Source organism: Stieleria neptunia (assembly GCF_007754155.1).
Taxonomy (GTDB): domain Bacteria; phylum Planctomycetota; class Planctomycetia; order Pirellulales; family Pirellulaceae; genus Stieleria; species Stieleria neptunia.
On record NZ_CP037423.1, the window covers coordinates 8,922,869 to 8,949,630 of the forward strand.

17 protein-coding genes are annotated in these 26,762 nt (G+C 60.2%); 6 read left to right on the plus strand and 11 right to left on the minus strand.

The features are described 5' to 3' along the window. Nucleotides 1-65: 65 nt before the first annotated feature. The 5 genes from grpE to groL (Enr13x_RS31130) form a co-directional block, all read right to left on the minus strand. Nucleotides 66-650, minus strand: a complete 585-nt coding sequence (gene grpE, locus Enr13x_RS31110; RefSeq protein ID WP_145390828.1) for a nucleotide exchange factor GrpE — start codon at nucleotides 648-650, stop codon at nucleotides 66-68. A 39-nt stretch (nucleotides 651-689) separates the two neighbouring features. Beyond that, nucleotides 690-1,814 carry a molecular chaperone DnaJ gene (dnaJ, locus tag Enr13x_RS31115; protein ID WP_145392787.1) on the minus strand — a complete coding sequence of 375 codons (1,125 nt, stop codon included), beginning with the start codon at nucleotides 1,812-1,814 and terminating at the stop codon, nucleotides 690-692. 129 nt (nucleotides 1,815-1,943) lie between these two features. After that, complete coding sequence (gene groL, locus Enr13x_RS31120; protein ID WP_145390829.1) at nucleotides 1,944-3,563, minus strand: chaperonin GroEL; 1,620 nt, start codon at nucleotides 3,561-3,563, stop codon at nucleotides 1,944-1,946. Nucleotides 3,564-3,692: 129 nt separating this feature from the next. Further along, nucleotides 3,693-3,989, minus strand: a complete 297-nt coding sequence (gene groES, locus Enr13x_RS31125) for a co-chaperone GroES (protein ID WP_145219683.1) — start codon at nucleotides 3,987-3,989, stop codon at nucleotides 3,693-3,695. A gap of 198 nt (nucleotides 3,990-4,187) precedes the next feature. Next, nucleotides 4,188-5,912 (minus strand): chaperonin GroEL, encoded by a 1,725-nt coding sequence (gene groL, locus Enr13x_RS31130; RefSeq protein WP_145390830.1) that lies wholly within the window; start codon nucleotides 5,910-5,912, stop codon nucleotides 4,188-4,190. Between the two features lie 718 nt (nucleotides 5,913-6,630). Here groL (Enr13x_RS31130) and Enr13x_RS31135 point away from each other — a divergent pair. The 3 genes from Enr13x_RS31135 (at nucleotide 6,631) to Enr13x_RS31145 (ending at nucleotide 12,020) form a co-directional block, all read left to right on the plus strand. Continuing rightward, a complete protein-coding gene (locus Enr13x_RS31135) occupies nucleotides 6,631-8,583 on the plus strand; it encodes a hypothetical protein (protein WP_145390831.1) in 1,953 nt (650 codons plus the stop codon). Nucleotides 8,584-9,069: 486 nt separating this feature from the next. After that, nucleotides 9,070-10,788, plus strand: coding sequence for a DNA polymerase/3'-5' exonuclease PolX (polX, locus tag Enr13x_RS31140; protein ID WP_145390832.1), 1,719 nt, complete (start codon nucleotides 9,070-9,072; stop codon nucleotides 10,786-10,788). Nucleotides 10,789-10,973: 185 nt separating this feature from the next. Beyond that, complete coding sequence (locus Enr13x_RS31145; RefSeq protein WP_197455477.1) at nucleotides 10,974-12,020, plus strand: metallophosphoesterase family protein; 1,047 nt, start codon at nucleotides 10,974-10,976, stop codon at nucleotides 12,018-12,020. An 84-nt stretch (nucleotides 12,021-12,104) separates the two neighbouring features. On the opposite strand, the gene Enr13x_RS31150 is transcribed toward Enr13x_RS31145, so the two are convergent. Continuing rightward, nucleotides 12,105-13,064, minus strand: coding sequence for a hypothetical protein (locus Enr13x_RS31150; RefSeq protein ID WP_145390834.1), 960 nt, complete (start codon nucleotides 13,062-13,064; stop codon nucleotides 12,105-12,107). 1,591 nt (nucleotides 13,065-14,655) lie between these two features. Here Enr13x_RS31150 and Enr13x_RS31155 point away from each other — a divergent pair. Continuing rightward, complete coding sequence (locus tag Enr13x_RS31155) at nucleotides 14,656-15,498, plus strand: hypothetical protein (protein ID WP_145390835.1); 843 nt, start codon at nucleotides 14,656-14,658, stop codon at nucleotides 15,496-15,498. A gap of 400 nt (nucleotides 15,499-15,898) precedes the next feature. Here the strand turns inward: Enr13x_RS31155 and Enr13x_RS31160 are convergent, their stop codons facing one another. From Enr13x_RS31160 to Enr13x_RS31165, 3 genes are all read right to left on the minus strand, one after another. Then, nucleotides 15,899-16,117: a hypothetical protein gene (locus tag Enr13x_RS31160; RefSeq protein ID WP_145390836.1), complete on the minus strand. Its 219-nt coding sequence runs from the start codon at nucleotides 16,115-16,117 to the stop codon at nucleotides 15,899-15,901. Beyond that, nucleotides 16,114-16,239 (minus strand): hypothetical protein, encoded by a 126-nt coding sequence (locus tag Enr13x_RS39495; protein ID WP_261344159.1) that lies wholly within the window; start codon nucleotides 16,237-16,239, stop codon nucleotides 16,114-16,116. Before Enr13x_RS39495 ends, Enr13x_RS31160 begins: the two co-directional genes overlap by 4 nt. A gap of 582 nt (nucleotides 16,240-16,821) precedes the next feature. Continuing rightward, a complete protein-coding gene (locus tag Enr13x_RS31165; RefSeq protein ID WP_231743884.1) occupies nucleotides 16,822-17,922 on the minus strand; it encodes a lactonase family protein in 1,101 nt (366 codons plus the stop codon). A gap of 253 nt (nucleotides 17,923-18,175) precedes the next feature. Here Enr13x_RS31165 and Enr13x_RS31170 point away from each other — a divergent pair, with 253 nt between their 5' ends. Both Enr13x_RS31170 and Enr13x_RS31175 read left to right on the plus strand, forming a co-directional pair. Further along, nucleotides 18,176-21,907 carry a COG1361 family protein gene (locus Enr13x_RS31170; protein WP_145390838.1) on the plus strand — a complete coding sequence of 1,244 codons (3,732 nt, stop codon included), beginning with the start codon at nucleotides 18,176-18,178 and terminating at the stop codon, nucleotides 21,905-21,907. A 330-nt stretch (nucleotides 21,908-22,237) separates the two neighbouring features. Beyond that, nucleotides 22,238-23,206, plus strand: coding sequence for an esterase/lipase family protein (locus tag Enr13x_RS31175; RefSeq protein WP_145390839.1), 969 nt, complete (start codon nucleotides 22,238-22,240; stop codon nucleotides 23,204-23,206). 305 nt (nucleotides 23,207-23,511) lie between these two features. Here Enr13x_RS31175 and Enr13x_RS31180 read toward each other — a convergent pair whose 3' ends face one another. Then, nucleotides 23,512-25,788, minus strand: coding sequence for a polyribonucleotide nucleotidyltransferase (locus tag Enr13x_RS31180; RefSeq protein WP_145390840.1), 2,277 nt, complete (start codon nucleotides 25,786-25,788; stop codon nucleotides 23,512-23,514). A gap of 391 nt (nucleotides 25,789-26,179) precedes the next feature. Further along, on the minus strand, nucleotides 26,180-26,449 hold the full coding sequence (rpsO, locus tag Enr13x_RS31185; protein ID WP_145390841.1) for a 30S ribosomal protein S15: 270 nt from the start codon (nucleotides 26,447-26,449) through the stop codon (nucleotides 26,180-26,182). Between the last annotated feature and the right edge of the window lie 313 nt (nucleotides 26,450-26,762).

Here is a 26,762-nt window from a genome sequence, read left to right on the forward strand (position 1 = left end):
TGGTCGCTGCGATGCAGCGACAGCGGGGCGGCTAAAGCCTTCACACCAACGCTGCTGACGAAGCGTTAGGCGGGGCCGGTGCTGACGACGACTTGGCTGGGCCGGATCACGCGATCGTGCAGTTTGAATCCACAAACGGCCACGTGTGCCACTTTGCCGCTTTCGACGTCGCTGGGGATCTGCGAAATCGCTTCGTGTACATTCGGGTCAAAGACTTCGCCTTCGGCCGGGATTTGGACGACGCCGTGCTTGCCGAGCACGTCATCCATCTGCTTGATCACCATGGCAACGCCCTCCAACAAGCCGCTGCCTTGCTCGCCCGACTGTGCCGCGTCGATCGCACGGCTCAAGTTATCGCGGACCTGCAACAGGTCGACGATCAAATCGGTGGAGGCGAATTTGACCTGATCTTCGAAATCCCGCCGCATCCGCTTGCGGAAATTTTCGGCTTCGGCTTGAGCCTGCAAGACACGCTTGTCGGCTTCGGCGGCGGCCGTTCGCAACTGCTCCATTTCCTCATCGCGCGTCGGCGGCGCATCGGCGACCGACTCATCGAGAAACGCTTCGTCGGTCGTTTGCTGCTCGGCTGCCGAGACGTCTTCACTGGACGGGATGTCGTTTTCCAGTTCTGTCTTTCCGTCAGTATTCATGATTTGCAATCGCAGATTAAATGAACGTTACAAAATGACCTAAAACAGGTCCGCTACCTTTTCGAGAAATGTTTTCCGATGCGGCAACACGGATTCGGAATCCAGATCGGCCAGTTTCCGCAACAGCTCTTCCTGCTCTGCGGACAGGTGCTTGGGGACCTCGATGAAGACCTGCACCAACAAATCGCCGACTCGGCCGCCGCGGGGATCGACCACGCCCTTGCCGCGAACGGTGAACACTTCGCCGTTCTGCGTGCCCGGCTCGATCCGCAATTTCTCAGGGCCATCGAGCGTCGGGATCTCGATCTCGGCGCCCAGGGCGGCCTGGCTGTAGGAGATCGGCAGCTGCAGGATCAAACTGCTGCCGTCGCGTTTGAACAGCTCGTGCTCTTTGACGGTGATAAAACAATAGCAATCCCCGGGCGGGCCGCCGTCGGGACTCGCTTCGCCTTCACCTTGCACACGCACCCGCATCCCGTCGTCGACACCGGCGGGAATCTCGACCGTCAGTTCGGCCTTCTCGGACTGCAATCCGCTGCCGTGACAATCGCTACAGGGTTGGCTGATCTGTTGCCCGGCACCGCCGCAATGGGGACAGGCGGTTTGCACCCGCAGAATCCCGGCCGACTGCACCACTTGCCCGCGTCCACCGCAGGTCGCACAGGTCTCTGGCTGACTGCCGGGGGCTGCACCGCTGCCGGCACAGGTCTTGCAACCGACGTTGCGACGAAACGAGAGATCTTTGCTGACGCCCTTGGCGGCTTCATCCAAGGTCAACGTGACGTTGCAGCGGATGTCGGCACCGCGCCGTGCTCGCCGCCGCCGGCCACCGCCGCCGCCGCGTCCGCCGAACAAATCGCCGAACATGCCGCCGCCACCGAACATCTCTCCGAAGGCTTCGAAGATGTCCTCGACGTCGTTAAACTGGCTCTGCGCCCCATCCACGCCGGCGTGCCCGAAACGGTCATAGCGAGCGCGTTTGTCGGCATCACTCAAGACCTCGTAAGCCTCCGATGCCTCTTTAAAACGCTCGACGGCGTCTTCGGCTTTACTGCTATCGGGATGGTACCTGATCGCCAGCTTTCGATAGGCGCGATCGATCTCGGTTTTGCCAGCACCCCGGTCGACACCAAGGATTTCGTAATAACATTGCTTTTCGCTCATCATCAACCACGGCACATGCCGTTGGGGTGGCGACGCCGCCACGTCGCATGAGGATCGGACAAAAAAGCGGGCCGCATGCCGATGGTTAGGCAGCGACCCGCTGTTGTAAATGCAAGTCTCCGGGGTCGGCTACGCGACCACGCCTTCGACAGGAAGTCGGTCTTTGTCTTCCTGTTCAAAGTTCGTGACCAGTGCTTCGGTCGTCAGCAACAAACCGGCGATGCTGCCGGCGTTGGTCAACGCCGTTCGCACCACTTTGACCGGGTCGATGACGCCGGCTTTGTACATGTCGCCGTACTGACCGGTGTGGGCGTTGTACCCGATGTTGATGTCCTTTTGGCTCACCTCATCGACCACCACGCTTCCGTCGATCCCGCCGTTGTCGGCGATTTGCTTCATCGGGGCGCTGAGTGCATGGAGCACGATTTCGACGCCGATCTTCTCGTCGCCCTTGGCCTTCGACTTGGCCGCCTGGACCGCTTCGGCACAACGCACCAAGGCGACGCCGCCGCCGGGCAGAATGCCTTCTTCGACGGCCGCACGAGTCGCGTGCAAGGCGTCTTCCAAACGCGCCTTGGTTTGCTTCATCTCGGCTTCGGTCTCGGCACCGACGCTGACAACCGCAACGCCACCGGCCAGCTTGGCCAATCGCTCTTGGTACTTTTCTTTGTCGTAATCGCTGTCGGTCTGCTCGATTTGAGCCCGAATTTGGGCCACACGCTGATCGATGTCGCTGCGTTTTCCGCCGCCTTCGATGATCGTGGTGCTGCCCTTGTCGACCGTCACGTTCTTGGCGCGACCGAGTTGTTCCAGCGTGACGTTTTCCAGCTGAATCCCGAGGTCTTCGCTGATCAACGTTCCGCCGGTCAGCGTCGCGATGTCACCCAGCATCGCCTTGCGGCGATCGCCAAACCCGGGTGCCTTGACGGCACAGACGTTCAACGTGCCACGCAGCTTGTTGACCACCAGCAACGTCAATGCTTCGGCGTCGACGTCTTCGGAAATGATCAACAACGGCTGGCCGGTTTGAGCCGTTTTCTCCAGCAACGGAACCAGGTCGCGGATGTTGCTGATTTTCTTTTCATACAGCAGCACCAACGCGTTTTCCAGGTTCGCTTCCATCGTGCCGGGATCGGTGATGAAGTACGGGGAAATGTATCCCTTGTCGAACTGCATCCCGTCGACATAGTTGACTTCGGTCGTTCGCGATTTGCCTTCTTCGACCGTGATCACACCGTCTTTCCCGACGCGTTCGAGCGCGTCGGCCAACAGACTGCCGATCTCGTTGTCGTTGTTGGCACTGATCGCGCCGACGTTGGCGACTTCCGCCTTGTCCTGAACCGGACGGCCGATTTCGTGCAACTGGTCGCAAGCCGCTTGGACGGCTTTATCGATCCCACGACGGATCGCGGCGGGATTGCTTCCCGCGACGATGTTGCGAAGGCCTTCTTTGAAGATGGCCCGGGCGAGCACGGTCGCGGTGGTCGTGCCGTCACCGGCCAAGTCACTCGTTTTCTGAGCGACTTCGATGACCAGCTTCGCACCCATGTTCTCGAAACGGTCTTCGAGTTCGATTTCTTTTGCCACCGTGACACCATCTTTGGTCACGGTCGGTCCGCCGAACGATTTGTCGATGATGACGTTGCGGCCGGTCGGGCCCATCGTCACCGCGACGGCGTCGGCCAGTTTGTCAATGCCGGCCAGCATGCGTGCGCGTGCGTGGTCTTCGAATAGGAGTTGTTTAGCCACGAGAGGATTCCTCAATCAATGTAAACGAGTGCTGAATGAACGCATCCAAAAACACCTGGACTCGGCCCGCCGAACGTCCTGCCGCCGCGTCGGCGCGGGGCAGGGCAGGGCAGGCAGTCGCGGGTGTCACTACAGGACCTTTGCCAGGATGTCGCTCTCGCGAAGGATCTTCATCTCTTGTCCATCGACCTCGATGTCGCTTCCGCCGTACTTTCCGTAGATCACCGTGTCGCCGACGTCGACGCTGAGCGTGCCGCGGCTGCCGCTTTCGAGCAGCTTGCCGGGGCCGACGGCGACGATCGTGCCGCGTTGCGGCTTTTCCTTGGCCGAATCGGGAAGCACGATTCCACCGGCGGTGGTCGTTTCAGCTTCGACGGGTTGAACAACGACTCGGTCATCGAGCGGACGCAGTTTTGGTTTTGCCATGATTAGTTGTGATTTCGAAAGGTGTGTGATTGAATTGTTTCGCTTGCGATCGCGACGCCGCCGAGAGTTTCCGCTGAGAATTTCGGTTGTGCGGGTTTCCGCTATGCGGCGTCGTTCAAGTGGGGCAGAGCAGGGAAGGGCAGGGCAGTGTGTCGATCGCGACACCACCGCCCGCTGAACCTGCGACCGGCCGCCGGGTTACATCATGCCCGGCATGCCACCCATACCGCCCATGCCACCCATACCCGGCATTCCGCCACCCATGCCGCCCATGCCCGGCATTCCGCCGCCCATGCCGTGATCATGGTGATGGTCGCCACCGCCTTCTTCTTCTTCGACGGGGATTTCGGTGACCAGCGACTCGGTCGTCAGCAACAGTGCGGCGACGCTGGCCGCATTGGCCAGTGACGTCCGTACCACCTTGGCCGGATCGACGATCCCGGCGTCCAACAGGTCGCAATACTTTTCCGCGTTGGCGTCATAGCCTTCGGTCTTGCCCTTGAGTTGCAAGACGCGATTGACCACGACGGCTCCGTCGAGTCCGGCGTTGTTGGCGATCGCACGCAGCGGTTGGTCGAGCACGTTGCGGATGATCCGAACGCCGAGCGACTCGTCGCCTTCGATCGATTTCTCGAGCTTTTCCACCGCGGCTCGGCACCGCAGCAGGGTCGTGCCGCCGCCGGGAACGATGCCTTCTTCGAGAGCCGCTTGGGTTGCCGCGCGGGCGTCGTCGATCAGCGCCTTGCGTTCTTTCATTTCCGTTTCGGTTGCGGCACCGACGTTGATCTGGGCCACACCGCCGGCCAGCTTGGCCAAACGCTCTTGCAGTTTCTCGCGATCGTAGTCGCTGTCGGTTTGCTCGATCTCACGTCGGATTTGCTCGACGCGTCCATCGATGTCCGACTTCTTGCCGGCGCCACCGACCATGGTGGTCGCGTCGCTGGTGATGCGGATCTTTTTGGCACGCCCCAGATCGGACAGTTTGACGCTTTCCAGGTCGATTCCGAGATCCTTGAAGATCGCTTTGCCGCCGGTCAACGCCGCGATGTCGCCCAAGATGGCTTTGCGACGGTCGCCGTAACCGGGTGCCTTGACGGCAGCGGCCGAGATGATACCGCGCATCTTGTTGACGACCAACGTCGCCAACGCTTCGCCTTCGACGTCTTCGGCGATCACCAGCAAGGGTTTCTTTTCCTTGCTGATCGCTTCCAACAGCGGAATCATTTTTTTGTTGTTGCTGATCTTCTCTTCAAACAACAACACGTAGCAGTCTTCCAACTCGACCGACACTTCGTCCTGGTTGGTGACGAAGTGCGGCGACAGGAAGCCGCGATCGAACTGCATGCCCTCGACGATGTCGACATAGGTTTCGTTCGAGCGGCCTTCTTCGACGGTGATGACACCGTTCTTGCCGACCTTGGTGAAGGCGTTGGCGAGGACGTCACCGATGGTCGGGTCGTTGTTCCCGGCGATCGTGGCGATCTGCTTGATCTCACTCTTGCTCTTTTCATTGACGGGCTTGGCGAGCTTTTTGATTTGCGCCGCCGCAGCCTCCACACCCTTGCTGATCCCACGCGAGAGAGCCATCGGATCGGCGCCGGTGGCGACCATCTTCAGCCCTTCGCGAAAGATCGCTTCGGCCAACACGGTCGCAGTCGTGGTCCCGTCACCGGCGACATCGTTGGTCTTGCTGGCAGCCTCTTTGACCAGCTGCGCCCCCAAGTTTTCGAAGGGGTCATCCAACTCGATATCTTCGGCGACGGTCACACCGTCTTTGGTCACTTTGGGCGATCCCCAGCCTTTGTCGAGCACCGCGTTCCGGCCGCGTGGACCGAGCGTGCTCTTGACGGCTCGCGCCAGTTTACTGACGCCGGCCAACAGTGGCCCGCGGGCGTCGTCGTCGAAAACGATTTGCTTTGCCACGACGTTGTTTCTCCTGTGGTTTACAACGCACCCCGGACCGGACGCGGTGCGGCTCAACCGAGCCGGCACGTCTGCCGAGGTGATCAATAAGGGGGAAATGGATTGGACCGGCGACCGTTTGCGCCGGAAGTGTTTCGTGCAGGCGGATTCGCTCCGTCGCCCAGATCCAACCGTGGTGCGGCTGGACTGCTCTCGCGCCCCCGGTGGCAGGCGACGCAAATCAAATTCGGCGACGGAATGACAGTTCCGCTGAATGACCGCCACGGATAGCAACCGGCGTGCCAAGCCGGCCTTTGCCCTGCAAAAAATGCCCGACTCCTCCGTTCTCTCCCATCGCAACTGCGAAGAAACGCCGTTGGGGAGCAAAAAATGGGGCGGGCCACGAAATTCGCAGCGGGGCCGGAGAGATTAACGCTCGTGCCACGTTGGCAGAAGGCCCCAAACCGAAAAGCCGCCGAGAATGTCGCTCGGACAGAGCCCCCCCGCAGAGCCCCGGCGGCCGCAACTGTCGCACGTTCGCGCCCGAGATCCCCCAATCCCGTTACGACCGTCAAACGCCCGCCCGAATCGCTTTCCAACTCGCCAACTGGGGTCATCCAAACATTGACCCAAGACCATCTGCGGCGTCCACTTCTCCGGGAACGCTGTGGACTTTCCGCAACCGAGATCCCCCCAAACGATTGACTCGCCCCCAAACGCCGTTCACGGATATCGTCGCATGTCGACTGGCCGACTGCCCCTTCGCACCCTGACCACCACCATCGCCGTCTCGCTCGCGTCGCTCTGCGGAGCCGACGCCTGCCAAGCCGGCTGCTTGGATTGGCTGTTCGGCCGATCGGCGACCTACACCGCCAACTACCCCTATGCCTACCCGGTCGCCGGAACCCCGGTCGCCGGAACCCCGGTCGCCGGAACCCCGGTCGTCGGAACCCAGGTGAGCACGGCGCCGATCACACCCGCGCCGTTCCGCTCCGGCGTCGTCCAGGCCCAACGCCCGGCCTACAACGCGCCCCTGACCGCCGTCTCGGCAATGACGACCGTCCAATCGTTTGACAACCCGTCGGTCTACACGGGCATGCCGGTCAACTCGACGCCGCAATACGGCTCGCCACAGTATTCCGCCCAGCGACTGCCGATCACCCGTTACGCACCGACGACGACCATCGCGCCACAAACGACCAACGCGTACCGCTTGCCGATCGTGTCGGGCCAGACCTACACGCAACCCTACACGACGGCCAACCGCGTCCCGATCAGCAGTACGTTGCGCGGCACCGCCGGCGTCAACCCGATCACGCCGACGCCGGTCTACACGTCCAATTATCCCACCGGCGTCGCGCCGGTCACCTACAACGCCGCGCCCGCGACCTACGCGCCGCTCGTGCCGGTGGGACCGCAGCCGCCACGCCGCTTCGGATCGGGTCTGGCAAGGTTCTTCAACTCATTGCTGGGTCGGAACACCAACTACACCACGTCGTACTACCGGGCGCCGATCACCTATTACCGACCTGCAACGATGGTCGACCCGACCACCGGAACGACCGTCACGGTTCAACAACCGTGCAGCTCCTATGTCCAGCAACTGCAACGCGTGCCCTACAACTCGTCGCTGCCGCTTCAACCCGGAACCACGACGCTGCAAACCAGCCCCGGCGCCTGCTCGACCCCGATGCTGGGCAACACGTCACCGTCATCCTCGTTCCCCCTGGCCGGAACCCCCGGCAGCTTCGCTCCGCCATCGAGCGGCATCGGTCAAGTGGGCGGACAATTCGCCCCCGGCGCTCCGGGCATCACGACGATCCCCTCGACGATGCCCGATGCCGGCTACCCCAATGCGGCACCGCTGACCGGTGGCGCGTCCGGCAATGCCACCGGAAATGCAGACGACGATCCGGTGGGACGACCGGAACTGGAATCCGGCCGTCCGCCGCTGAACGGTTCGTCCAATGCAGCGCCGTCGGACAACGGATACCTGGACGATTCCTATGACACGGATGGCTACGGAGACGACCTGTACCCCTACGGAAACACTCCATCCGATCCCGGCCAAAGCGACGGCGATGCGGCGGACGACCCGAATCGTCCCGCGATCCAGTTGGACCCGCCGGTGACGCGGCAGATGCGAACCCCGGATCCGAGCGGCCGGTTCAGCCACAGCGAACAGTTCACGACGCGAACGCCGCCCTCGATGGCCAAACCACTCTCGCCCCCGGCATCCGACTCGGAATCCGGCGAGTCTCAACTGAGCACCCTGCGACCGATCGGTGTTCCCTCCGGGCCGCCAACGATGACGGGCCCGATGAGTCTGACGAACCCACAGGCCGGGACGGCTCCAAGTCGCGAACCAGCCCCGACACGGCGTGTGGTCCAGCCGCCTAGCACGCAACCCTTCCAAGCCCCACCGCTGCCGGCTCCGTCGGCTCGTGGTGCCGACCCCTCGGCACTGTTTCGCAACACCGAATCATCGGCCTCCTCTCGCAGCACGACACGGCCGCGAGTCAGCGTCCCCGTCCGCGAAGCGACCACGCGACACCAAAACGTACGGCAAGTCGCTGCTTGGGATGACACGGCTTGGGAAGAGACCACTCCGGCGATCACAACGACGCCCGCGACGCCGCGACGCCCGGCCCCCGTCCAACGCGACAGCGGCGGTTGGCTGCCGGCACGCTAGCGGTGCGTCAACTTTTGAGTTTTGGGTGCGTGACCCGAATGGCACCAGCAAGAGTGTTGGTGTGCATTCTTTAGAGACCGTCCAGCTTAAGGCGATCGCTTTTCTGATGTACGATGGCCCTTCCGGGCCGTCGCCCGTGGGGCTCTGCGCGACGACCTAGAAAGGACGTCGTACCCCCCTCCGCCGACCACCTCTCACCCATTCGGTCAGGTCATTCAGATTTGTCGCGTTTCGCGCTAGCCCTACGGTCTCTTGGGGCGATGCCCCGTCGCTGCGATGCAGCGACCGGGAATCGCCTAAAGGCTAAACACCAACGGTTGCTGAATCCCTGGACGCGGATCCCACGGGCTCTCCCCGACAGAAGTTCGTCGCGCGCACCCGGTCGATCCGGCCGAGGACATCCGCTAACGTTCTGATTGGAAGCCCCGACGTGCTGCGGTCGCACGATTCCAAACCATCTCCCCTGAAGCGGAAGGTCACGCAACGATGGACAATGCCACCATCGCAAACGTTTTCGACGAACTCGCGGAACTGCTTGAATTCAAGGGCGAAAACCCGTTTCGCATCCGGGCGTACACGCAGGGCGCCAAAGCCATCCGCGACCTGGACGAATCGGTGGCCGACATCGTCGCCGATCCGAATCGAAAGTTAAGCGACCTGGCCGGCATCGGAAAAACACTTGCCGAGAAAACCGAAACGCTGCTGCAAACCGGCTCGCTGCCCCAACTGGAAAAGCTTCGAGAAGAGGTCCCCGAGGTTCTGATCCAAATGGCGCGGGTGCCAGGTCTGGGTGCCAAGAAAGCGGCCAAGCTGCAGAAGGAACTCGACATCGATTCACTCGCCGACCTTCGCGCCGCGTGCGAATCCGGCTCCGTCGCCAAGATCAAGGGTTTTGGCGAAAAAACGGCCCAAGCAATCTTGGACGGTTTGTCGATTGCCGAACAAGCCGCCGAGCGAATCCGCTGGGCCGAAGGCGACGCGTTGGCGCAATCGATCGGCCGACACATGGAATCGTGCCCGGCGATCGAGACCATGCAGTGGGCCGGATCCTACCGACGCGGACGCGAAACCATCGGCGACCTGGACCTGTTGGCTGTCGCCTCCGATCGCGACGCCGCAATGGATCACCTGGAAGCCTACGGCGACCGATCACAAACGATCGCCCGCGGCGACACCAAGATTTCGATCCGCGTCGGCAAAGCGTTCCAAGTCGACATGCGATGCGTCGATGCCAACCAGTTCGGCGCGGCGCTGCAGTACTTCACCGGATCGCAAGCCCACAACGTGCACACGCGGCGGATCGCCAAAGACAAGGGACTGAAAATCAACGAGTACGGCGTGTTCCGCGTCGAAGATGAAACGCAAATCGCCGGCGCCACCGAAGAGGATGTCTACGCTGCGATCGGTCTGCCGTGGATCGCTCCGGAACTGCGCGAAGACCGCAACGAATTCAAACTGGCCGCCGCCGGAGAGCTTCCCGAACTGATCACGCAAGACGACATTCGCGGCGACTTGCACATGCACACCACGGCAACGGACGGCCAGAACACGATCCGCGAAATGGCCGACGCCGCGATCGCGCGGGGGCTGAAGTACATCGCGATCACCGACCACAGCAAACGTGTGACGATGGCGATGGGGCTGGACGCCGATCGCTTGCGCGACCAGTGGGCGATGATCGATGAAATCCGGCCGGAGTACGAAGGGAAACTGGTGATCCTGAAAGGCATCGAATGCGACATCCTGGAATCCGGCGGCATGGATTTACCCGACGATGTCCTGGCCGAAGCCGATTGGGTGTTGGCCAGCGTCCACTATGGACAACGTCAACCGCGCGAGAAAATCACCGAACGGATTCTCGGCGCGATCGAAAACGAACACGTCGACTGCATCGCCCACCCGACCGGCCGACTGATCAATCGACGCCCGCCCTATGACGTCGACATGGATGCGGTGATGAAAGCCGCCGCGGCGGGTGGCACCCTGATGGAACTCAACGCCAACCCGGCCCGCCTGGACCTCAACGACGTGCACTTGGCGGCCGCGAAAAAGCTGGGCATCCCGATCGTCATCAGCACCGACGCGCACACCCTCGACGGCCTGGACGTGATGCAATACGGCATCAAACAAGCCCGCCGCGGAGGCCTGACCAAAGCCGACGTCGCCAACACGAAAACCTTCAAGCAGTTCGCCAAACTGCTGTAGTTTTCCGAGACCCGAGATGGGCTACGGCGAACAAACCGATCGATGGATCGACGTCGACCGAACGGAATCTAGACCGCGTGCGTTATACCCAGAATACCACAGGCTACACTCACACCACCCGGCAGGGAAATTTGTTACAATAGGGAACTTTGCTTACAACGTGGTTAGTTTTGGGGCAAGTTCAAGTGGATCAGCGCAAGCGACTAGCAACATTTGTACAGATTTCTGACCTTCACTTCGCGTCAATCGATCCACGAACCGGTGCACAGGTCGTCCCGGCGTGGTTGAACAAGATGTGGGCCAACGTGTCAATCTTTGATGGCCTACTTGGTCACAGTCACAAGTCACTCGTACAGCTTTCCCGCTATGTCGCGTCGATGCGCCGCCGCGAGAACGCCGAAGTGATCTTTACCGGTGACGTGACCAGTTGCGGCAGGCCCGACCAATTCGACCTCGCCGATGACTATTTGGCGACGCAGCTGCTGCCACCGATTGGGAACCACATCGGCTTGCATGCGTCGACATGGCGCGACTTAGGCATCGCAGGAAATCACGACCAATGGCCGGGTAATGGTTGGATGTTGGGGAATCCAAACGGAGCCGTCAACATTTACTTTTCCGGGCTGCCTGATGTCAGTCAAACGCGTCCGCTTCCTGACGGGCGACTCATTCGCTTTGTCCGCATCGACTCTGATGCAGACATTTCCCCTCATAGCTTAAACCGGGCCATGGCTCGAGGCGCGTTTCAGAGTCAATTGATGGTCGCTGATAAGATGCTAGACGGTCTGGGTCGCTGCGCAGACGAAATCCGGGTGATGTTAATCCATCATTCGTATCAATGCCGGGGCAAGACGCTGAGCATGAAATCTGCGTCACACCAGGCACTCAGTCATTTCTTGGCGGATCATCGCATCTCCGTGGTCATGACCGGGCACCTACACGTGCCGCTGGTACACCGATTTGTGCCGCCCGTGCCAGAATCAAACCGTGTCCTGGAAACACGATGCGGTACGACGACCCAAGCCGACCGAGTGCCACTTGAATGGAAATCAATCCGTGGCAAGTTTCCGAAAAGAGCGTTTCCGAAGAACACGCTGTTACTACACCGGCTATTCGCAGACAGCCGTGGTCAGGTGTTCTGGTCGGTGGAGGTAATTGAACGAACTCGCGTGGAGTTCAAGCCTGTAAAAGGATTGAAGCCCAAAGAGATCAAAGTCTATCCCTATGGCTGAATTGACGGGGCCGAGCATTGGGAATGCTGCTCCGAATAGCGTCGGGCAACTCGTAGCAACATGCCCGTCAATTCAACCGATGCGTCAATCCGTAAAGACAACCGCAGGCTCGCCCGCAGGCTCGACTCCCCGTGGTTGCGGTGTCAGGCGAACGTACAAATCTTGCACCGAATCGTTTTTCCCTCCCTCCTCCAGTCGCAACCTGACCCCATTCTGCCCCGCGATTTCGGTCTCGAAACCGAGAAACAACCTCGGTGTGAGTTGCGCGCAATCGATGACCCAATTCAATAGGCTGTGAGCGAATCCTGCCGAACATCCGACGTACTGTGATATTTCACGAACGAGCAAGTCCGTGGGTATCACTGGAGATGTGACTCCGGGAATCGATTCACCCTTAACTTGGATCTGCACTTCGCGCAACCCTCCATGCTCTCTCTGTTCAAGTAAAGAATCGACGAGTGTCGCGAATGAAATCTCAACGTCGGAACTTCCCTTAAAATCGATGGGAACTTTGATTAGACGCTCGGCAAGTTGCGCGATGGAATGGATGCTTTCAAATAACATGAATGGATTCAATCCGTTGGCAAGCAAGTCGCCGACAAAGGGCCATGCGTTCGTTTTCGATTCGCTTAACGACGCCTCACCGACAAAGTCATCCCACTCATCCTTTGCTCGATCGGTATCGGCACCATCGACAAATCGAGTACTCCAATTGGTCAACGAATCAGGCAAATTCGGCAGCAGGTAATTCAGGATCGCATCCACGATGGCAGAATCGTCTTCTGCCGATGCGATCCCAATGGCATCGTCCACCTCCTGTTCTTCTGGCGACAATGGAGAATCACCGCTGATCGCGCCGTACACCTTGGCGACCCACTGCGGATTGTCTTGTAACACCTTCAGCTCCTGATCGGTGAAGGTGACCTCCTCGAGCGAAAGAAGCTGCGAGACTTCTCGGTAACGATCATGGAGTTGATCCAACAAGACTTCTTCACCTGGAGAGAGAAAGACGTGTTTGAGAAAACCGGCCGTTGAAGTGTCCATCGTATGATTCCAATTTGTTGATCTTTTTCTTGTGCGCAACTTTCGTAGATTCGCCAATAAACGCGTACCATGACGATCGCGTATTTCCCGGACAACGTCCGTCGACAAACCAAACTTTGCGGCCGTTTCGGCGGGAGTGAGCAAGTCCGACCAGAGGGAATGCAAAACGGCCCAGTGATCTGCGGGAAATTGATCTTGCTGTCCGAATGCGACGGAAATACGGCCAATGGATTCGACCAAAAGTTCACGTAGTCGATAACGCGTCAATCCGTACGCCTTCGCGAGGGTCCGTTCGTCCGCGTTCGCTGACTGCACATACTCGGTAAAGATCGCTTGGTGCAGTTTCGGCAACTGCTTCAAGAAGTCACTGGTCAAGACTTCGTCTTCTTGTTCAATCGCCGACTCAATGGCTTCTTGCGACGGTCCTTGCATTCGAACCAGGTCGTTAACGCTCACCAAACTATGAGACCATCGCTTTTGTCTCGCGATTCGTCGCCGGGCAAAGCGCAGGAAAGCACCGTAGACATACGCCTTGATCGTCCCCTTCGTCGCATCAAATCGCTCAGCGATTCCAGGCCACTCTGAAACCAAGAATTCATTGATGTGATCGAACGCGTCCGAAGGCGGTGTCGCAAAACCATCACGCGATAATTTGGCGAGCACGTTAAAGAAAACAGGCTGACAATCTACATAGACCTTTTTCAAATGGATTTGTGAAGTATTGAATCTCTCTTTGGCCGTCCCACGTGCGGTGTCGACTACTTTGGGTTTCATTACGTACGGTCCTATGTCAGACGAACGCGAAGTCGCATCAACGATCAGCTCCCTCTTCACATCACTCGTTCTGAGAAAAATAGATCGCTACTGCTCTCGCCAACTGACAGAACAGCCTTCTCGAGTAGGGCTGCCGGTTGTGACGGGTGCTCCGTCGGGAAGTTTACCTAACAATTTCATCTGAAAGAAACGGCGATGAATCTATTGAGAGGAAAACAAATATGACCGTCGTGCCTGGTGCTGTACGGGCGTGAAATGGAGGCCTCATCGGATTCACCTTTTCTGAGATGTGGAATTTGTTCATGAACGAACATGTTTCGTTCGCTATGACCCTGTTGCAACGTGAGACCGCTGCGGTTGAGAAATGGCGTGAAAAATCTTTGTTTTTCAGCCTATTCCCCAAAAAACTGTGAAATCCGCGGGAAATCCACGCGGCTCGTTTCAAAATCTGTCCGCCGAATCTTCGCGTTTCAGGCGATTGCTGAATTCCTTGACTTTCCCCCATCCGGTGAAATGATCTCTCTGATTGCCCTCCCACCCTTGTCCCACCTCCTGAGCGATCCGTCCGAGCCGAGACTCCTTGGCTTGTTGCGTGCACGGCAATTGCGTTGCCCTCCTCCCCAACCATTCAGGATCCTGCACGATGGAAGATCCACAATTAATGAATGTCATTGCGCAGATCGCCCGATCCCTGTTGCCACCTTGTTCGCCCTACTGCAGGAATTATCCCGTAATAACGGTGCCCGCGAGTGAACACGGAATTCGCAGCTTTTGCGCCCAGCAACGAAGCCTAGAGCAAGAAATTTACTTCCGGTACTTGGCCGATCAGATAGACGATCGCGAGGATGCGGGTTATCGAAATGCGTTGATCGCGCTAGCAGACGAGCAAGCAAGCATTCGACGTCGGCAACTGTTCAAATCTTACACGGAGTATCGCTCCCGACACGCATGGAACAATCGCAACCAACAAAGCGTGGTTGTTGACCCGACAGACCTCACGGAACCGAATCGTATCAATGAGTGGAGCCAGGGAAACACCTTGTACAGAACGTTGCAGGCCGACATGGCAGTGCCGCAAAAAATTGTCCGACAATCGATTATCGACGATACGCGACTGAAGAGCGGACACGAGCTTCGATCGGTCAGTCGACAGATCGAGAAACTTGCGGAACAATACCTCCGTAGCGGGCAAGATCTGCTGATCGTGCTTCAAAGTCAGATCTCTCGTTACCTGGAACAGGACTATGGACAACATTGGTTGAGACACGTTCGATCACACTATCAAGAGGTTCACCGCCCTGTTACGAAATACAAATCGTTTCGCACGTGCTGGTACAAGTCGTTGCGGTATCGCTACCACTATTTAGACAAGCTCTCCCCGGTAGACGCCGTGCCATTTGTGAATTTTTCAGTTACCGGTGACCACGTTTACCTGCTGGATCAAAAACTGCATTTGGCCCATAGTTGCACAGATCCGGTTTGCCGTGACTTTTTCTTGCATCTTCAGTCACAAATGCCCAACTTCACCGCTTACCAGGTCCACTCGCAACGTGATCTCAACAACGACCCACGCTACACCGAGGACGTGTTGCGAGACTACTTAACGCGAAACAACAGACTGGAAGATGACGACTCTCGACCAGGATTCGATTTCGCTTGACACCCGTTCTCCCACACGTGTCTCGACTTAAATGACGTACACTTGGCCGCAGCGAGAACGCCGACGGCACCCCATCTCGGAACAGCCCTATGAGAAACGGAATGCAGCATCGCTCGATGCTACCGCTTGGCACCGCTCAGTGATCGAAGCACCTCGGGGTCGACCGTGTCGCTGATCGTCCGCACGGATCGTCCGCACGGATCCGTCCGTCATTAAGAACATCACGCTGTCACGTGACGACGGCCCGCCAAATCCGCGCGGGTGCCGGTTCAATCCCAATTCCACGCTTCGATAGGTATTGGGCTTTCCCCACGGTTCAAACTGACTGCGGACCTCGCCGATCATGATGATGCTGGACGTGTTCCCCTCATACTCTTGATAGCTGAACCCACGCATGTTTTCATTGGCCTCGAAATGACTCAGGCCAGTTCACTTCCATGGCCGGCAAGACGCGTCGGGCGAAGCCGATCCACCCGAACAGCAATGTCTGGCCCATTTGGAATCCACACCGCAGAAGCAACAACAACGCCGCCACCAAACTGCCGATCCGTCGAACCGGAAATCTCGGCTTCGGCAGGTCATCGGACTTGTCAGACGGCGACGGATCGGCTTCGTTCATGGTGAACCTTGATCGGGCGAGGCCGGGGATCCGGAGGGGTCCGGTCCGCTGTCCAATTCATAGGTGAATCCGTTCTGCTTCCAAGCGCCCGGCGTCAACAACTCGCGGGCTCCAGAGATCATGGTCAGCACAAGGGTAAAGACCAATCCCCATAAAGCGACGACCGCAAACGCTCGGACAAAATCGAGACGTGGCAAGCTGGGAACGCTGGACGCTAGCGAATTCCAAAGAAATTTGACCGCAAAAATAGACGCGAGCAGTCCCACGCCAAAAAAAAGAGATCGATTCGAGCCGCAATTTCGTTTCGTACGACTGGACCCAACGCGTTTCCAGGTCCGACGGCAGCACACTCGGCATCCCTGCCTGCGATGCCACAGGAACAGCGATCAAGAATAAGGCAAACGAAACGACGAAGGACGGTTTAGAAAACAAAAATCACCCCCCGTTTCAAGCACTTGGTGGCACGGCCTTTACGCAAGCAAACAGATTTCAAGAGACACAACCGTCATCAACCGAGATGCCAATTGTAATGGAATGATGCATTCGGCGCGCGGTCGCGACGAACTCAATGCCACCGCGAGTGGGCGGCCCAATCAATCCGAACCGCGCAAGCCCAGTCGCCGACGCCCCAGTCGCCCATCATCCCGCCCCCATCGTCTTGCCCCCATCGTCTTGCCACGCCGTTACCGACGGCCCCATGCCCCCTAAAACAGCACGCAAATCGAACTGGGGACATAGACCGCGTCTCGGGTGAACTGCAACTCGCCGGTGTCTTGGTTGATCTTAAAAATCGCGACCGTGTTGGAAGCTTGACCGGCGGCCAGCAACCACTTGCCCGACGGATCCAAGTTAAAATTCCTCGGCCACGCGCCGCGAATCGGTTCGACTTCGACCAGGCTTAACTTGCCCGTCGATGCGTCAACGGAATAAACCGTGATCGTGTCGTTGCCGCGATTGGCCGCGTAGACAAACTTGCCATTGGGATGAACGCGAATCTCGGAGGAACTGTTGAAGACCTCCTTCGCCTTGACCGCTTCGCTCAGCGTTTCGATCGTTTGGATGGGCGTCATCGTCCCGGCCTGGGCGTCGTAATCGAACACCGTGACCGAGAGTGCCAACTCGTTGAGCACGTAGATCGTCTTTTCGTTCGGATGGAACTTCATGTGCCGTGGCCCACTGCCGGGAGGGCAGATGCCGTAACCGTGCGGCTGCAAGCTGGCGTTGCTGGTATCCAGTTTGTAGATGACGACCTTGTCCAACCCCAGGTCGGGAACGAAGGCGAAACGATCATCCGGTGAGGTTCCCGTCCAGTGGGCGTGAGCGGTGTCCTGGCGGTTCGGGATCACGCCGGATCCGACCGGGTGTTTTTGCAGATCGGTTCGTTTGACCAGGCTGCCTGAATCGTCCAGCGAAAAGCAGGCGGTCGATCCCGCCCCGTACTGCGCCGACAAGACGACTTTGCCATCGCGGCTGACCGAAACATGAGCCGCGCCGCCGTCGCCGATCGGCACACTGCTGTCTTTGACCAGCGTCGCCTCTCCGCCACCGCCTTCGATTGCGTAGGCGACGATCGCTGGCGTCCCGTCATCGCTGGCGGCGGCGTAAAGCATCTTGCCGCTGGGGTGTTTCGCCAAGAACCCCGGGCTGCCGACTTCGGCCGCGAGTTCCACGTCGGTCAGCTTGCCGCTGTCGGTGTCGAACTTCCCGTGATAGATCCCCTTGCTGGGTCCCCGTCGCGACGTCGAGGTTCCGAACCAAACATCGACCGTCTCGGCGGCGGCGGGGACCGAAACAACAGACGTCATGAAGAAACCTGTACAGAGCGTGAGGGATCGAATTGAGAGAGACCAAGGGCGGAGTTTCATGGGAGTGTGTTTGACGTGGGGTGACGGGTCGTGGTGGGTGCAAAGTGCGGTCGAGGCGTGAAACAGCGGCGGCGTGAAACCGCAGCGGCCGCCAGACATTCCGCACAACCGTCAAATTCTACTCAATTGTTTCAGCGGCGATTCCGATACCGTGAATGACAAGCTCTCTTTACGCACTTCACGAGATGGACGCATGCTGCGCGGACACATCAAATCATTCGCTCTCTACTCGCTCGCCACGCTACTGGTTGCCAGTCCCGTCACGGCGGCAACCCCCGGTGACGCGTCCCGCCGAGCGGCCGCGCGAGCCACATCGGCGCGGGAGTCGGATTCGACAACCACGTCGCAAAACGTGACCGCGTCGGTCCGCAACGCGCTGGGCTTGCGACCCATGGGCGAAAAAGAACCGATCCGGCAAGTCGTCGGCAAGCAGCCGACGGCTCCGAAAGTCGACCCGAATCGCAGCCTGTCGCTGATTCCCAGCCTGTTCGGGGGCAGCCATCGAGCAACCGCGAGCAAGACGACCACCCAAGCCAGGACCGCACCGCGAACCTCGACCCCTCAACCGGCCAATCAAGCGGTTCAGTCCAGGGGCATCCTGGGCGACATTTTTGGATCACGCCCCGGCCGCACCGAAACTGCCGCGCGACCGGCCGAAACCCCGCCCCCGACGGTCGACTGGCAGGGCATTCCGTACCACCAAGCGCGATCCAAATCACCCGCCAAAGGGCCCACGCCGATTCGCGATCCACGTCCCAATGAAACACGTTTCAACGGCCCATCGCAACTCGCGACGCGCCCGTCAACGCCATCGCCGACCCATGCCAGCCCGCGGATGAGTCCGGCGATTCCCCAGCCCCCGGCCCTGGCAGCCGCTCCGTCCAGCCGTCGAACCGCTCCGCCCCAGACCGCCCCCAGCCGAGTTCAACGCGACGACAACGCCGCGCTGTCGATCCTGTCGAGCAGCCGACGGTCCGGCCGCCGCGACGTCCCCACCCTGGATGCCTCCGAAATCGCCGCCGCCCAAAAAGCGAGCGTCGCAAGCAAAACCTTGGTGCCGAAGGTGGCCAAACGCGATGTCTCACCAGAGCCCCAACCGGAAACGCAATCCAAGCCTGTCCCCCAGCCCAAGCTGAATCCCCCCACGCCCAAGCCCGCGCTGGCCAAAACCGAACCCAAACCGGCAACGCCTAAACCGGTGGCCGCCAAGCCCGCCCGTCAGCCCACGCCGCCCAACAGAACTCCGGCTGCCGACATCGCGATCAATCCGCAGCCTAAACCGCAGCCAGCATCCCAGCCGGCGTCCGTCGCGACGTTGCCTGAATCCGCCGCCGAGCCCGAATCCGGCACGAGCGTGGACGCCATCGCAGCGTCGCAAAGCGGCGAATCGATGATTGCTGCGGCCCCGCAACGATCCGTCCCCCAACCGGCGCCGACGGCCCAGGCTGACGTGGCTGCCAAGAATGCGATTGCTGCCCCGGCGGAAATCGCGGCCGCAACGCCGCCCGAGACGCGACGCGAGACCAGCGTTTCACCCCAGTTTGCCGACGCACCGATGCCGATGCAGCCCGAACCGGCCGACACCGCGTCTGCACCGACAGCGGAAGCCGCCATCGCGTTGAACGCCCCGAATCCGAAACCGGCAACGCCAAAACCGGCGCCCCCGCAACCGGCGCCCCCGCAACCGGCGCCCCCGCAACCGGCGACGCCCAATCTGACGACACCGGCTGCAGCACCGCCTGCGGAACTGGCGGCGACGCCCCAGCCACAGTCCGTGCCCCTGTCGCCGACCGACCTGGCGACGCCGCAACGGGCCGCGCCCCCCATGCCCGCTCCGGCCGCACCCCAATTCGGGCCGACCGGATCGGTTGCCGGACATCGCATCGGCCCTCCGGCCTCCTCGTTCCAACCGCGGCCCCAACCCCGCGCGGCCTTGAACCCGGCACACCTGCCGTTCGGCCCCGCGGCCGCCCCGATCGGTTCAGGCGTGGCCAACAGCGCCCAGGCGGCCACCGCGCCGGCCGCGCCGAGGACGATCCCGACCGCGCCGATGACGGTGCAGCCGTATGCCCCGACGCAACCGATCTCACAAAACCCTTACATCTACGGTCACTATCCCAACCCGACGCCTCCGCAGTCTCGCACCGCACCGCAGGGCACTTTGCCTGGCGCGGCACCGCAGCTGGCTCAGCAACCGACCATCTCCGTCGGACCCGATCGGCGGTACGCCCCAACGACTGCCCCGGCGCCGACTCGCCCCAGCGGCAGCCAGCTGGGTGCCCCCATGGCATCCATGCCCGCACCGCCGACGAAGCCTGTTTCGGCCGCGCCGCAGCACCCCGCGCCGCAGCACCCCGCGCCGCAGTACTCCGCGCCGCCGCAATCCGCGCCGCAATCCGCGCCGCCGGCCGCATCCACCGTGGCGATCGACCAACCGTTCCAAGCCCCCTCGCAACCGCGCCCGTCCGTCAGCGAATCGTCCGTCAGCGAATCGGCAGCCAATCAGTTGCTTGCCGGCCATACCGCGGTCGCCTCGGAACTGCCGGGACTGCGCGTGGTCACCCACGGCCCGTCCAGCGTGATCATTCGGCAGACGCACGAGTTTGAAATCCGTGTGGAGAACCGCGGTGCGATCGACGCGGAAGGATTGATGGTCCGCGCCGTCGTCCCCGATTGGGCAGACATCAAAGGACAAAGCACAACCCGTGGCGACATTGACAGCCAAGGTTTGAAAGCGGGCGACCGCTTGGTCTGGACCCTCGACACATTGCCCGCCGGCAAGACTGAAAAACTGTTCCTGCGGCTGCAAGCCCGCCAGAGCGGCACCCATCGATTGGATGTCGACTGGACGCTGACGCCACAGACCAGCGTCGCAAAGGTCCACGTCCGCGAGCCCCTGCTGGACCTGTTGATCGAAGGCCCCGAGGAGGTCGTCTACGGCGAATCGCAAACCTACAAGGTACGCGTGCTGAACCCCGGCGACGGCCTGGCGCCCAACGTCGTGTTCACCTTGTCGCCCAATTCATCGACGCCACAAACACAGCGAATCGGTGACATCCCCAGCGGCAAAGAAGCCCAGTTCGAAGTCGAACTGACGGCCCAAGACCTGGGCGACTTGAAAATCCACGGCCTCGCCGCCGGGGACCTGGGCCTGAAGGCGCAAGCCGAAAAGACCATTCAGGTTTCGGCCGCCGAATTGGAAGCCGTCCTGGCCGGCCCCGAAGCGAAGTACCAGAACACCGACGCGATCTACCACCTGCAGATCAGCAACAAGGGCAAGGCGACGTGCAAGAACGTCACCGCCAGCCTGGGGCTGCCGCCGGGAATCCACTATCAAGGCGGAATCGACATCGCGCGAAAACAAGGCACCCAGCTGACCTGGGAAATCGAATCGCTGCCGCCGGGTGCGTCACGCGATTATGAATTCTCGTGCAGCATGGTTTCGCCGGGAAAACAGACCTTTGATTTCACCGCCGCCGGCAGTGCCGCGGGCAAGACGGCCGTCGCCTTGGACACGCAAGTCGAATCGATCGCCGATCTCGTGATGACCCTGCAAGACCCCGCCGCTCCGGCACCGGTCGGTTCAGAAGTCGTCTACGAAATCGTGATCAGGAACCGCGGCAGCCGCCAAGCCAACGGCGTCCGTGCGATCGCACAGTTCAGCAACGGCATCGAACCGCGTCGCATCGAAGGCCACTCGGGCCAAGTCCTGACCGGCCAAGTGCTGCTGGACCCGATCGAAACGATCCGTCCCGGCGAAGAGATTCACATCCGCGTGATCGCCGAAGCCGAAAGCGAAGGCCACCACCGTTTCCGAACCGAAATCCGCTCGGGTGAAACCGTCCTGGTGGCCGAGGAAGCGACGCAATTCCTCAGCAAACGCGGCGAACGCGTCAGCCGACGAAGCTCCAGCAGCAGCCGCTAGCGACCGGTCAGCCGAAGTGGCGTAAGCTTCCAGCTTGCGTGCAATGCCATCAACATTGACGCCGAGCGGGGTGTTTTTTGTTAGCGGCAGGGCGCGAGCCCTCCGGTCTTTCACGGTGTTTTTCAAACGCGACCGGACGGCTCGCGCCGTTCCGCTAACCGTTCGGAGCCAAAGTCGCTGGCTTCCCGATTGCGATTGCCCCCCGGGCGAATGGGAACCAACGGCAATGCTTTTCCACCAGCGGGTGAATTTCTGCGAAGATCTCTCCAGACAGGGGCTCTTCCTTGTCTAGCACCCCAACACGCCGCCCCCAACGCCCCGAGCCGTCACATGCGAACCCTGCTCACCATCGCCCTGGCCGCTTCGCTATGCTTTGAATTTCATCATCCTGTGGGCCATTCCGAGGACCCGACCGTGACGGACGCCTCCAATTTCAACGTGCCGCTGAAAACCACCCATTTCAACCAAACGTGGACGGACCATCTGTGGCGTGACGGCTACCGCGTGCAACAAAACGCGTTGACGGGGCACTGGCGATTGATCGACGCTGACAGCTATCGCCGTGCCTGGGGCAGCAAACAACAATGCGTCGATTCGCTCAATCAAAAATGCCCCAAAACCGCCCAGACGGCTGGCAAACACCACGTGATCCTGCTGCACGGATTGATGCGGACCAGCGGCAGCATGAAAGCGTTGGAAACACAACTCGCCGACAACGGGTATCCGCACGCGATCCGATTTTCCTACGCCAGCACCCGCGGTTCGATCGGAGACCACGCCGCCGCACTGCGTGAGCTGCTCGAAGACCTGCCCAGCGAAGACACGTTCAGTTTCGTCGGTCACAGCATGGGAAACATTGTGGTCCGTCACCTCATCGGCGACCTGCAAACCGACGGGGACCCGCACCAGATTCTGCCGCGTTGTGAATCGATGATCATGCTGGGGCCTCCCAACCAGGGCGCCATGATCGCCCAGCGGCTGGCGCCGACCAAAGTCTTTGGCTGGGTGACCGGTCGAGGCGGGATGGAACTGGGCGCAAACTGGAAACAGCTTGCCCCCAAACTGGCCGTCCCGCCGTTCCCATTCCACATCATCGCCGGCGACGTCACGACGCCCGTGGCCAATCCGTTGGTCGATGGCGAAGGAGACTTTGTGGTCGGGATCGAAGAAGCCAAACTCGACGGCGCCAAGAGCTTTACGACCGTCCCCGTGCTGCACAGCTTCCTGATGGACAATGCCGACGTGATGGAAAAGACGATCCAACTGCTCAAGCAGGAAGCCTCGCCGTCGATCGATTGACAGACCGGAGGGCTCGCGGGCTGTCGTTTTTGTGAGCCGCGGGCGCGTAAGCGGCCGGGCACTGCGACGCTGCCCGAGGCCTTACGGCCAGCGGCTCACCATAGACTCAGCAGATCCCGACTCAATCGACAGCCCGCTCGCGCCCTGCCGCTAACAATCAACGATATGTGTTAGCGGAACGGCGCGAACCAACATCGCGCCGTTTGGTGGCAACGCACCCTAAAAAACGAGCCCCGACTGAGACAGTCGGGGCTGCGTTGAAAATCTTTCAGGCACGGCGTCGATCAAACGACGCGACCGGCGACTCAGTCGCGAGGCCGACGGCTGCCGCCGCCACCGCCACCGCTTCCGCCACGACGGCGTCCGCTGCCGCCACGACGTCGCGGACGATCACCGTTGTCGCCATCGCCACGGTCGCCGCGATCACGATCGCCACCGCGGTCGTCGCCTTGCTCGGCCACCATGGCGGCGATTTCGTCTTCTTCGCCCAACTCTTCGAGCGCCTGACGACGACTCAGCTTGACGCGGTCGTGTTCATCCACATCGATGACCAAGACCTTCATCGCGTCACCGACGCGAACGACCTTGTCGATGCTGCTGATGTAGCCGCTGCTCAACTCGCTGATGTGACACAGCCCATCGCGTCCTGGCAAGATCTCGACGAACGCGCCGAAGTCTTTGATGCTGCTGACGATGCCGTCATAGATCTTTCCGATCTGGACCGTCGCGGTGCAGGCTTCGACCTGACGCATCGCTTCGGCGGCCGACTCTTTGTCGTTGCCGGCGACCAACACCGTACCGTCATCATCCACTTCGATCACACATCCGGTCGTCTCTTGGATGCCACGAATGTTCTTTCCGCCCGGACCGATCAAGGCACCGATCTTGTCCGACGCGATACGGGTACGCAACAGTCGCGGAGCGGTCGGAGCCGTTTCGCGGCGGGGACGCGGAATCGTCGTCAGCATCTTTCGCAGGATTTCGATGCGAGCTTCACGCGACTGTTTCAACGTCGCGCGAATGATCTCTTCGCTAATCCCGGTGACCTTCAGGTCCAACTGGATCCCGGTGATGCCGTTTTGCGTTCCGGCGATCTTGAAGTCCATGTCGCCGAAGTGGTCTTCGCTGCCCAGGATGTCGGTCAGCAAGACATACTCGTCATCGGCGTTACGCACCAGACCGACCGAGATACCGGCGACCGGGTTGCTGATCGGGACACCTGAAGCCATCAGGGCCAAGGTGGCACCGCAAACCGACGCCATCGAGCTACTGCCGTTGGACTCGGTGATGTCGCTGATCACGCGGACGGTGTAGGGGAATTCATCGGCGGCCGGAAGCACCGGCGCGACGCTGCGTTCGGCCAGACAACCGTGCCCGATCTCACGACGGCCCGGTCCACGGATCGGTCGACATTCGCCGACGGAAAAGGAGGGGAAATTGTAGTCGAGCATGAACTTCTTGCTGAACTCGTCATGCAATCCGTCCACTCGCTGTTCGTCACGCGCCGTCCCCAGCGCCACCGTGATCAAGGCTTGCGTTTCACCACGCTGGAACACGGCCGAGCCATGGACACGGGGCAGGACATCGGTTTCGCAGTGGATCTGACGCAAGCTGGTGTTGTCGCGGCCGTCCGGTCGGGTTCCGGCGACGATCAAATCACGCGCCACCTTGCCTTCCAGATCATGCCAAACCGACTTGAATCGCTTGGTGCAAATCGCGCCTTCGGCGTTCGGATCGGGAATCATCTCGGCCATCGCCTTGTCACGCAGTGCACTGACGGCGGCGGCGCGATCTTGCTTGCCGGAGGTTTGCATCGCGGCTTTGAATTCGTCGTAATAACGCGACGAAATCTGGTCCATCAACCCGTCATCTTCCGGCGGGGTGTATTCGACCTTTTGCGGGTTGACCTTCTGGTACAGCTCGTCTTGAAGATCAATCACGTCGCGGATCGCGGCGTGGGCGAACTGAATCGCCTCCATCATCTCTTCTTCCGGCATCTCGTTGGCGAAACCTTCGATCATCGCCACCTGTTCGCGCGAACCGCTAACGATCATGTCCAGTTCGCTTTCTTCCAGGTCCGAGTTGCTCGGGAAAGCGACCAATTCGCCGTCGACCTTGCCGACACGGACCGAAGCGATCGGCCCCAAGAAGGGCAAGGGGCTGATGTGCAGCGCCGCACCGGCTCCATTCATCGCCAACACGTCGCCGTCGTTTTCCTGGTCACTGGCGACGACAAACGCTTGGACCTGAACCTCGTCCATGAAACCTTCCGGCCACAGCGGACGAATCGGTCGGTCCATCAATCGCGAACTCAAAATCTCTTTCGTCGACGGGCGGCCTTCACGCTTCAAAAACCCGCCGGGGAACTTGCCGGCCGCCGCGAATCGTTCGCGGTAATCACACATCAATGGGAAAAAATCGATTCCCTGTCGCGGGGTACCGCTGGCCGCAGCGACCAGAACGACGGTCTCACCGTACTGAACCAACACGGCACCGGCGGCTTGTTTCGCCAATTGGCCGGTCTCGAACGACAACACATGGCGTCCGATTTTCTTTTCGACGCGAACTTTATTCACAGTCACTTTACTTTCCTTCCTGCAACAACAACTACAACAAAATTACTCCGGTGACCGACCGGCCCGATTGCCCGCGGGTGCCCGAAGTCATGAACGATAAATGAACCGTTTTCGACCGATCGATCGATCGAAAAGAGAACGACCCCGATGCGATTGACACCCGCCGGCACGGTCCGACGCCAGCGAGCACGATCAGGCGTGATAGAGAAAAGGTCCTGGTGGGGAGTAGGTTCCAATCACCCACGACAGCGGCAAGCACAGCGCTTGCCGGACCCCGCCCGGCGATTGGCAACAAGGCCTTCCGGGCGTGAAGAAGAAAGCGAGAAATCAATCTCAGGTCGCCGCGATGGCGACTCTTGGCCGAAGCCTTCGTCACGCCAGAGCGGCCGAACCCGGGCTACTTACGGATGCCCAGCTTTCCGATGATATCAAGATACCTCTGCGGGTCTTCCCCGCGGACGTAGTCAAGCAAGCGACGTCGACGGCTGACCAAACCGAGCAATCCGCGACGCGACGCGTAATCCTTGTTGTGCGTCCGCATGTGCTCGGTCAGACCGTTGATTCGCTCGGTCAAAATCGCGATCTGAACCTCGGGGGAACCAGAATCGCCGTCAGTTGCACCGTGTTCTTTGATGACTTCAGCTTTTCGCTGCTTCGAAATCGTCATTTCGTACTTACTTTCAAACCAATTTATTGTTTCGTGTCTGATTTACGGTCCGGTAGTTTACCGACACCGCCCAATACCGCAACGGCAAAAAAACAGGTTCCGGGATCCGGGATTCAGGTTTCAGGTTTCAGGTTTCAGGTTTCAGGTTTCAGGTTTCAGTCTCACGTTCTCACTGAATGGAACGCCCGACCGTTTCACCCTCCCATGCAGAGGTTGTGCATTTTGTACAGTCACCCTCCCTGGCAGCGAGGTTCGAGCGAAGCGGGGGAGGGTCGAGCGCGTTTGGCTCGCCGTGAGGAGTCACCCAAATCCC

What these genes read in the sequence shown, in the direction of transcription:
- grpE (WP_145390828.1), bottom strand. Translation starts at nt 650, where the DNA reads ATGAATACTGACGGAAAGACAGAACTGGAAAACGACATCCCGTCCAGT.
- dnaJ (WP_145392787.1), bottom strand. Translation starts at nt 1,814, where the DNA reads ATGAGCGAAAAGCAATGTTATTACGAAATCCTTGGTGTCGACCGGGGT.
- groES (WP_145219683.1), bottom strand. Translation starts at nt 3,989, where the DNA reads ATGGCAAAACCAAAACTGCGTCCGCTCGATGACCGAGTCGTTGTTCAA.
- Enr13x_RS31135 (WP_145390831.1), top strand. Translation starts at nt 6,631, where the DNA reads ATGTCGACTGGCCGACTGCCCCTTCGCACCCTGACCACCACCATCGCC.
- polX (WP_145390832.1), top strand. Translation starts at nt 9,070, where the DNA reads ATGGACAATGCCACCATCGCAAACGTTTTCGACGAACTCGCGGAACTG.
- Enr13x_RS31150 (WP_145390834.1), bottom strand. Translation starts at nt 13,064, where the DNA reads ATGGACACTTCAACGGCCGGTTTTCTCAAACACGTCTTTCTCTCTCCA.
- Enr13x_RS31160 (WP_145390836.1), bottom strand. Translation starts at nt 16,117, where the DNA reads ATGAACGAAGCCGATCCGTCGCCGTCTGACAAGTCCGATGACCTGCCG.
- Enr13x_RS39495 (WP_261344159.1), bottom strand. Translation starts at nt 16,239, where the DNA reads ATGATCTCTGGAGCCCGCGAGTTGTTGACGCCGGGCGCTTGGAAGCAG.
- Enr13x_RS31165 (WP_231743884.1), bottom strand. Translation starts at nt 17,922, where the DNA reads ATGACGTCTGTTGTTTCGGTCCCCGCCGCCGCCGAGACGGTCGATGTT.
- Enr13x_RS31170 (WP_145390838.1), top strand. Translation starts at nt 18,176, where the DNA reads ATGCTGCGCGGACACATCAAATCATTCGCTCTCTACTCGCTCGCCACG.
- Enr13x_RS31175 (WP_145390839.1), top strand. Translation starts at nt 22,238, where the DNA reads ATGCGAACCCTGCTCACCATCGCCCTGGCCGCTTCGCTATGCTTTGAA.
- rpsO (WP_145390841.1), bottom strand. Translation starts at nt 26,449, where the DNA reads ATGACGATTTCGAAGCAGCGAAAAGCTGAAGTCATCAAAGAACACGGT.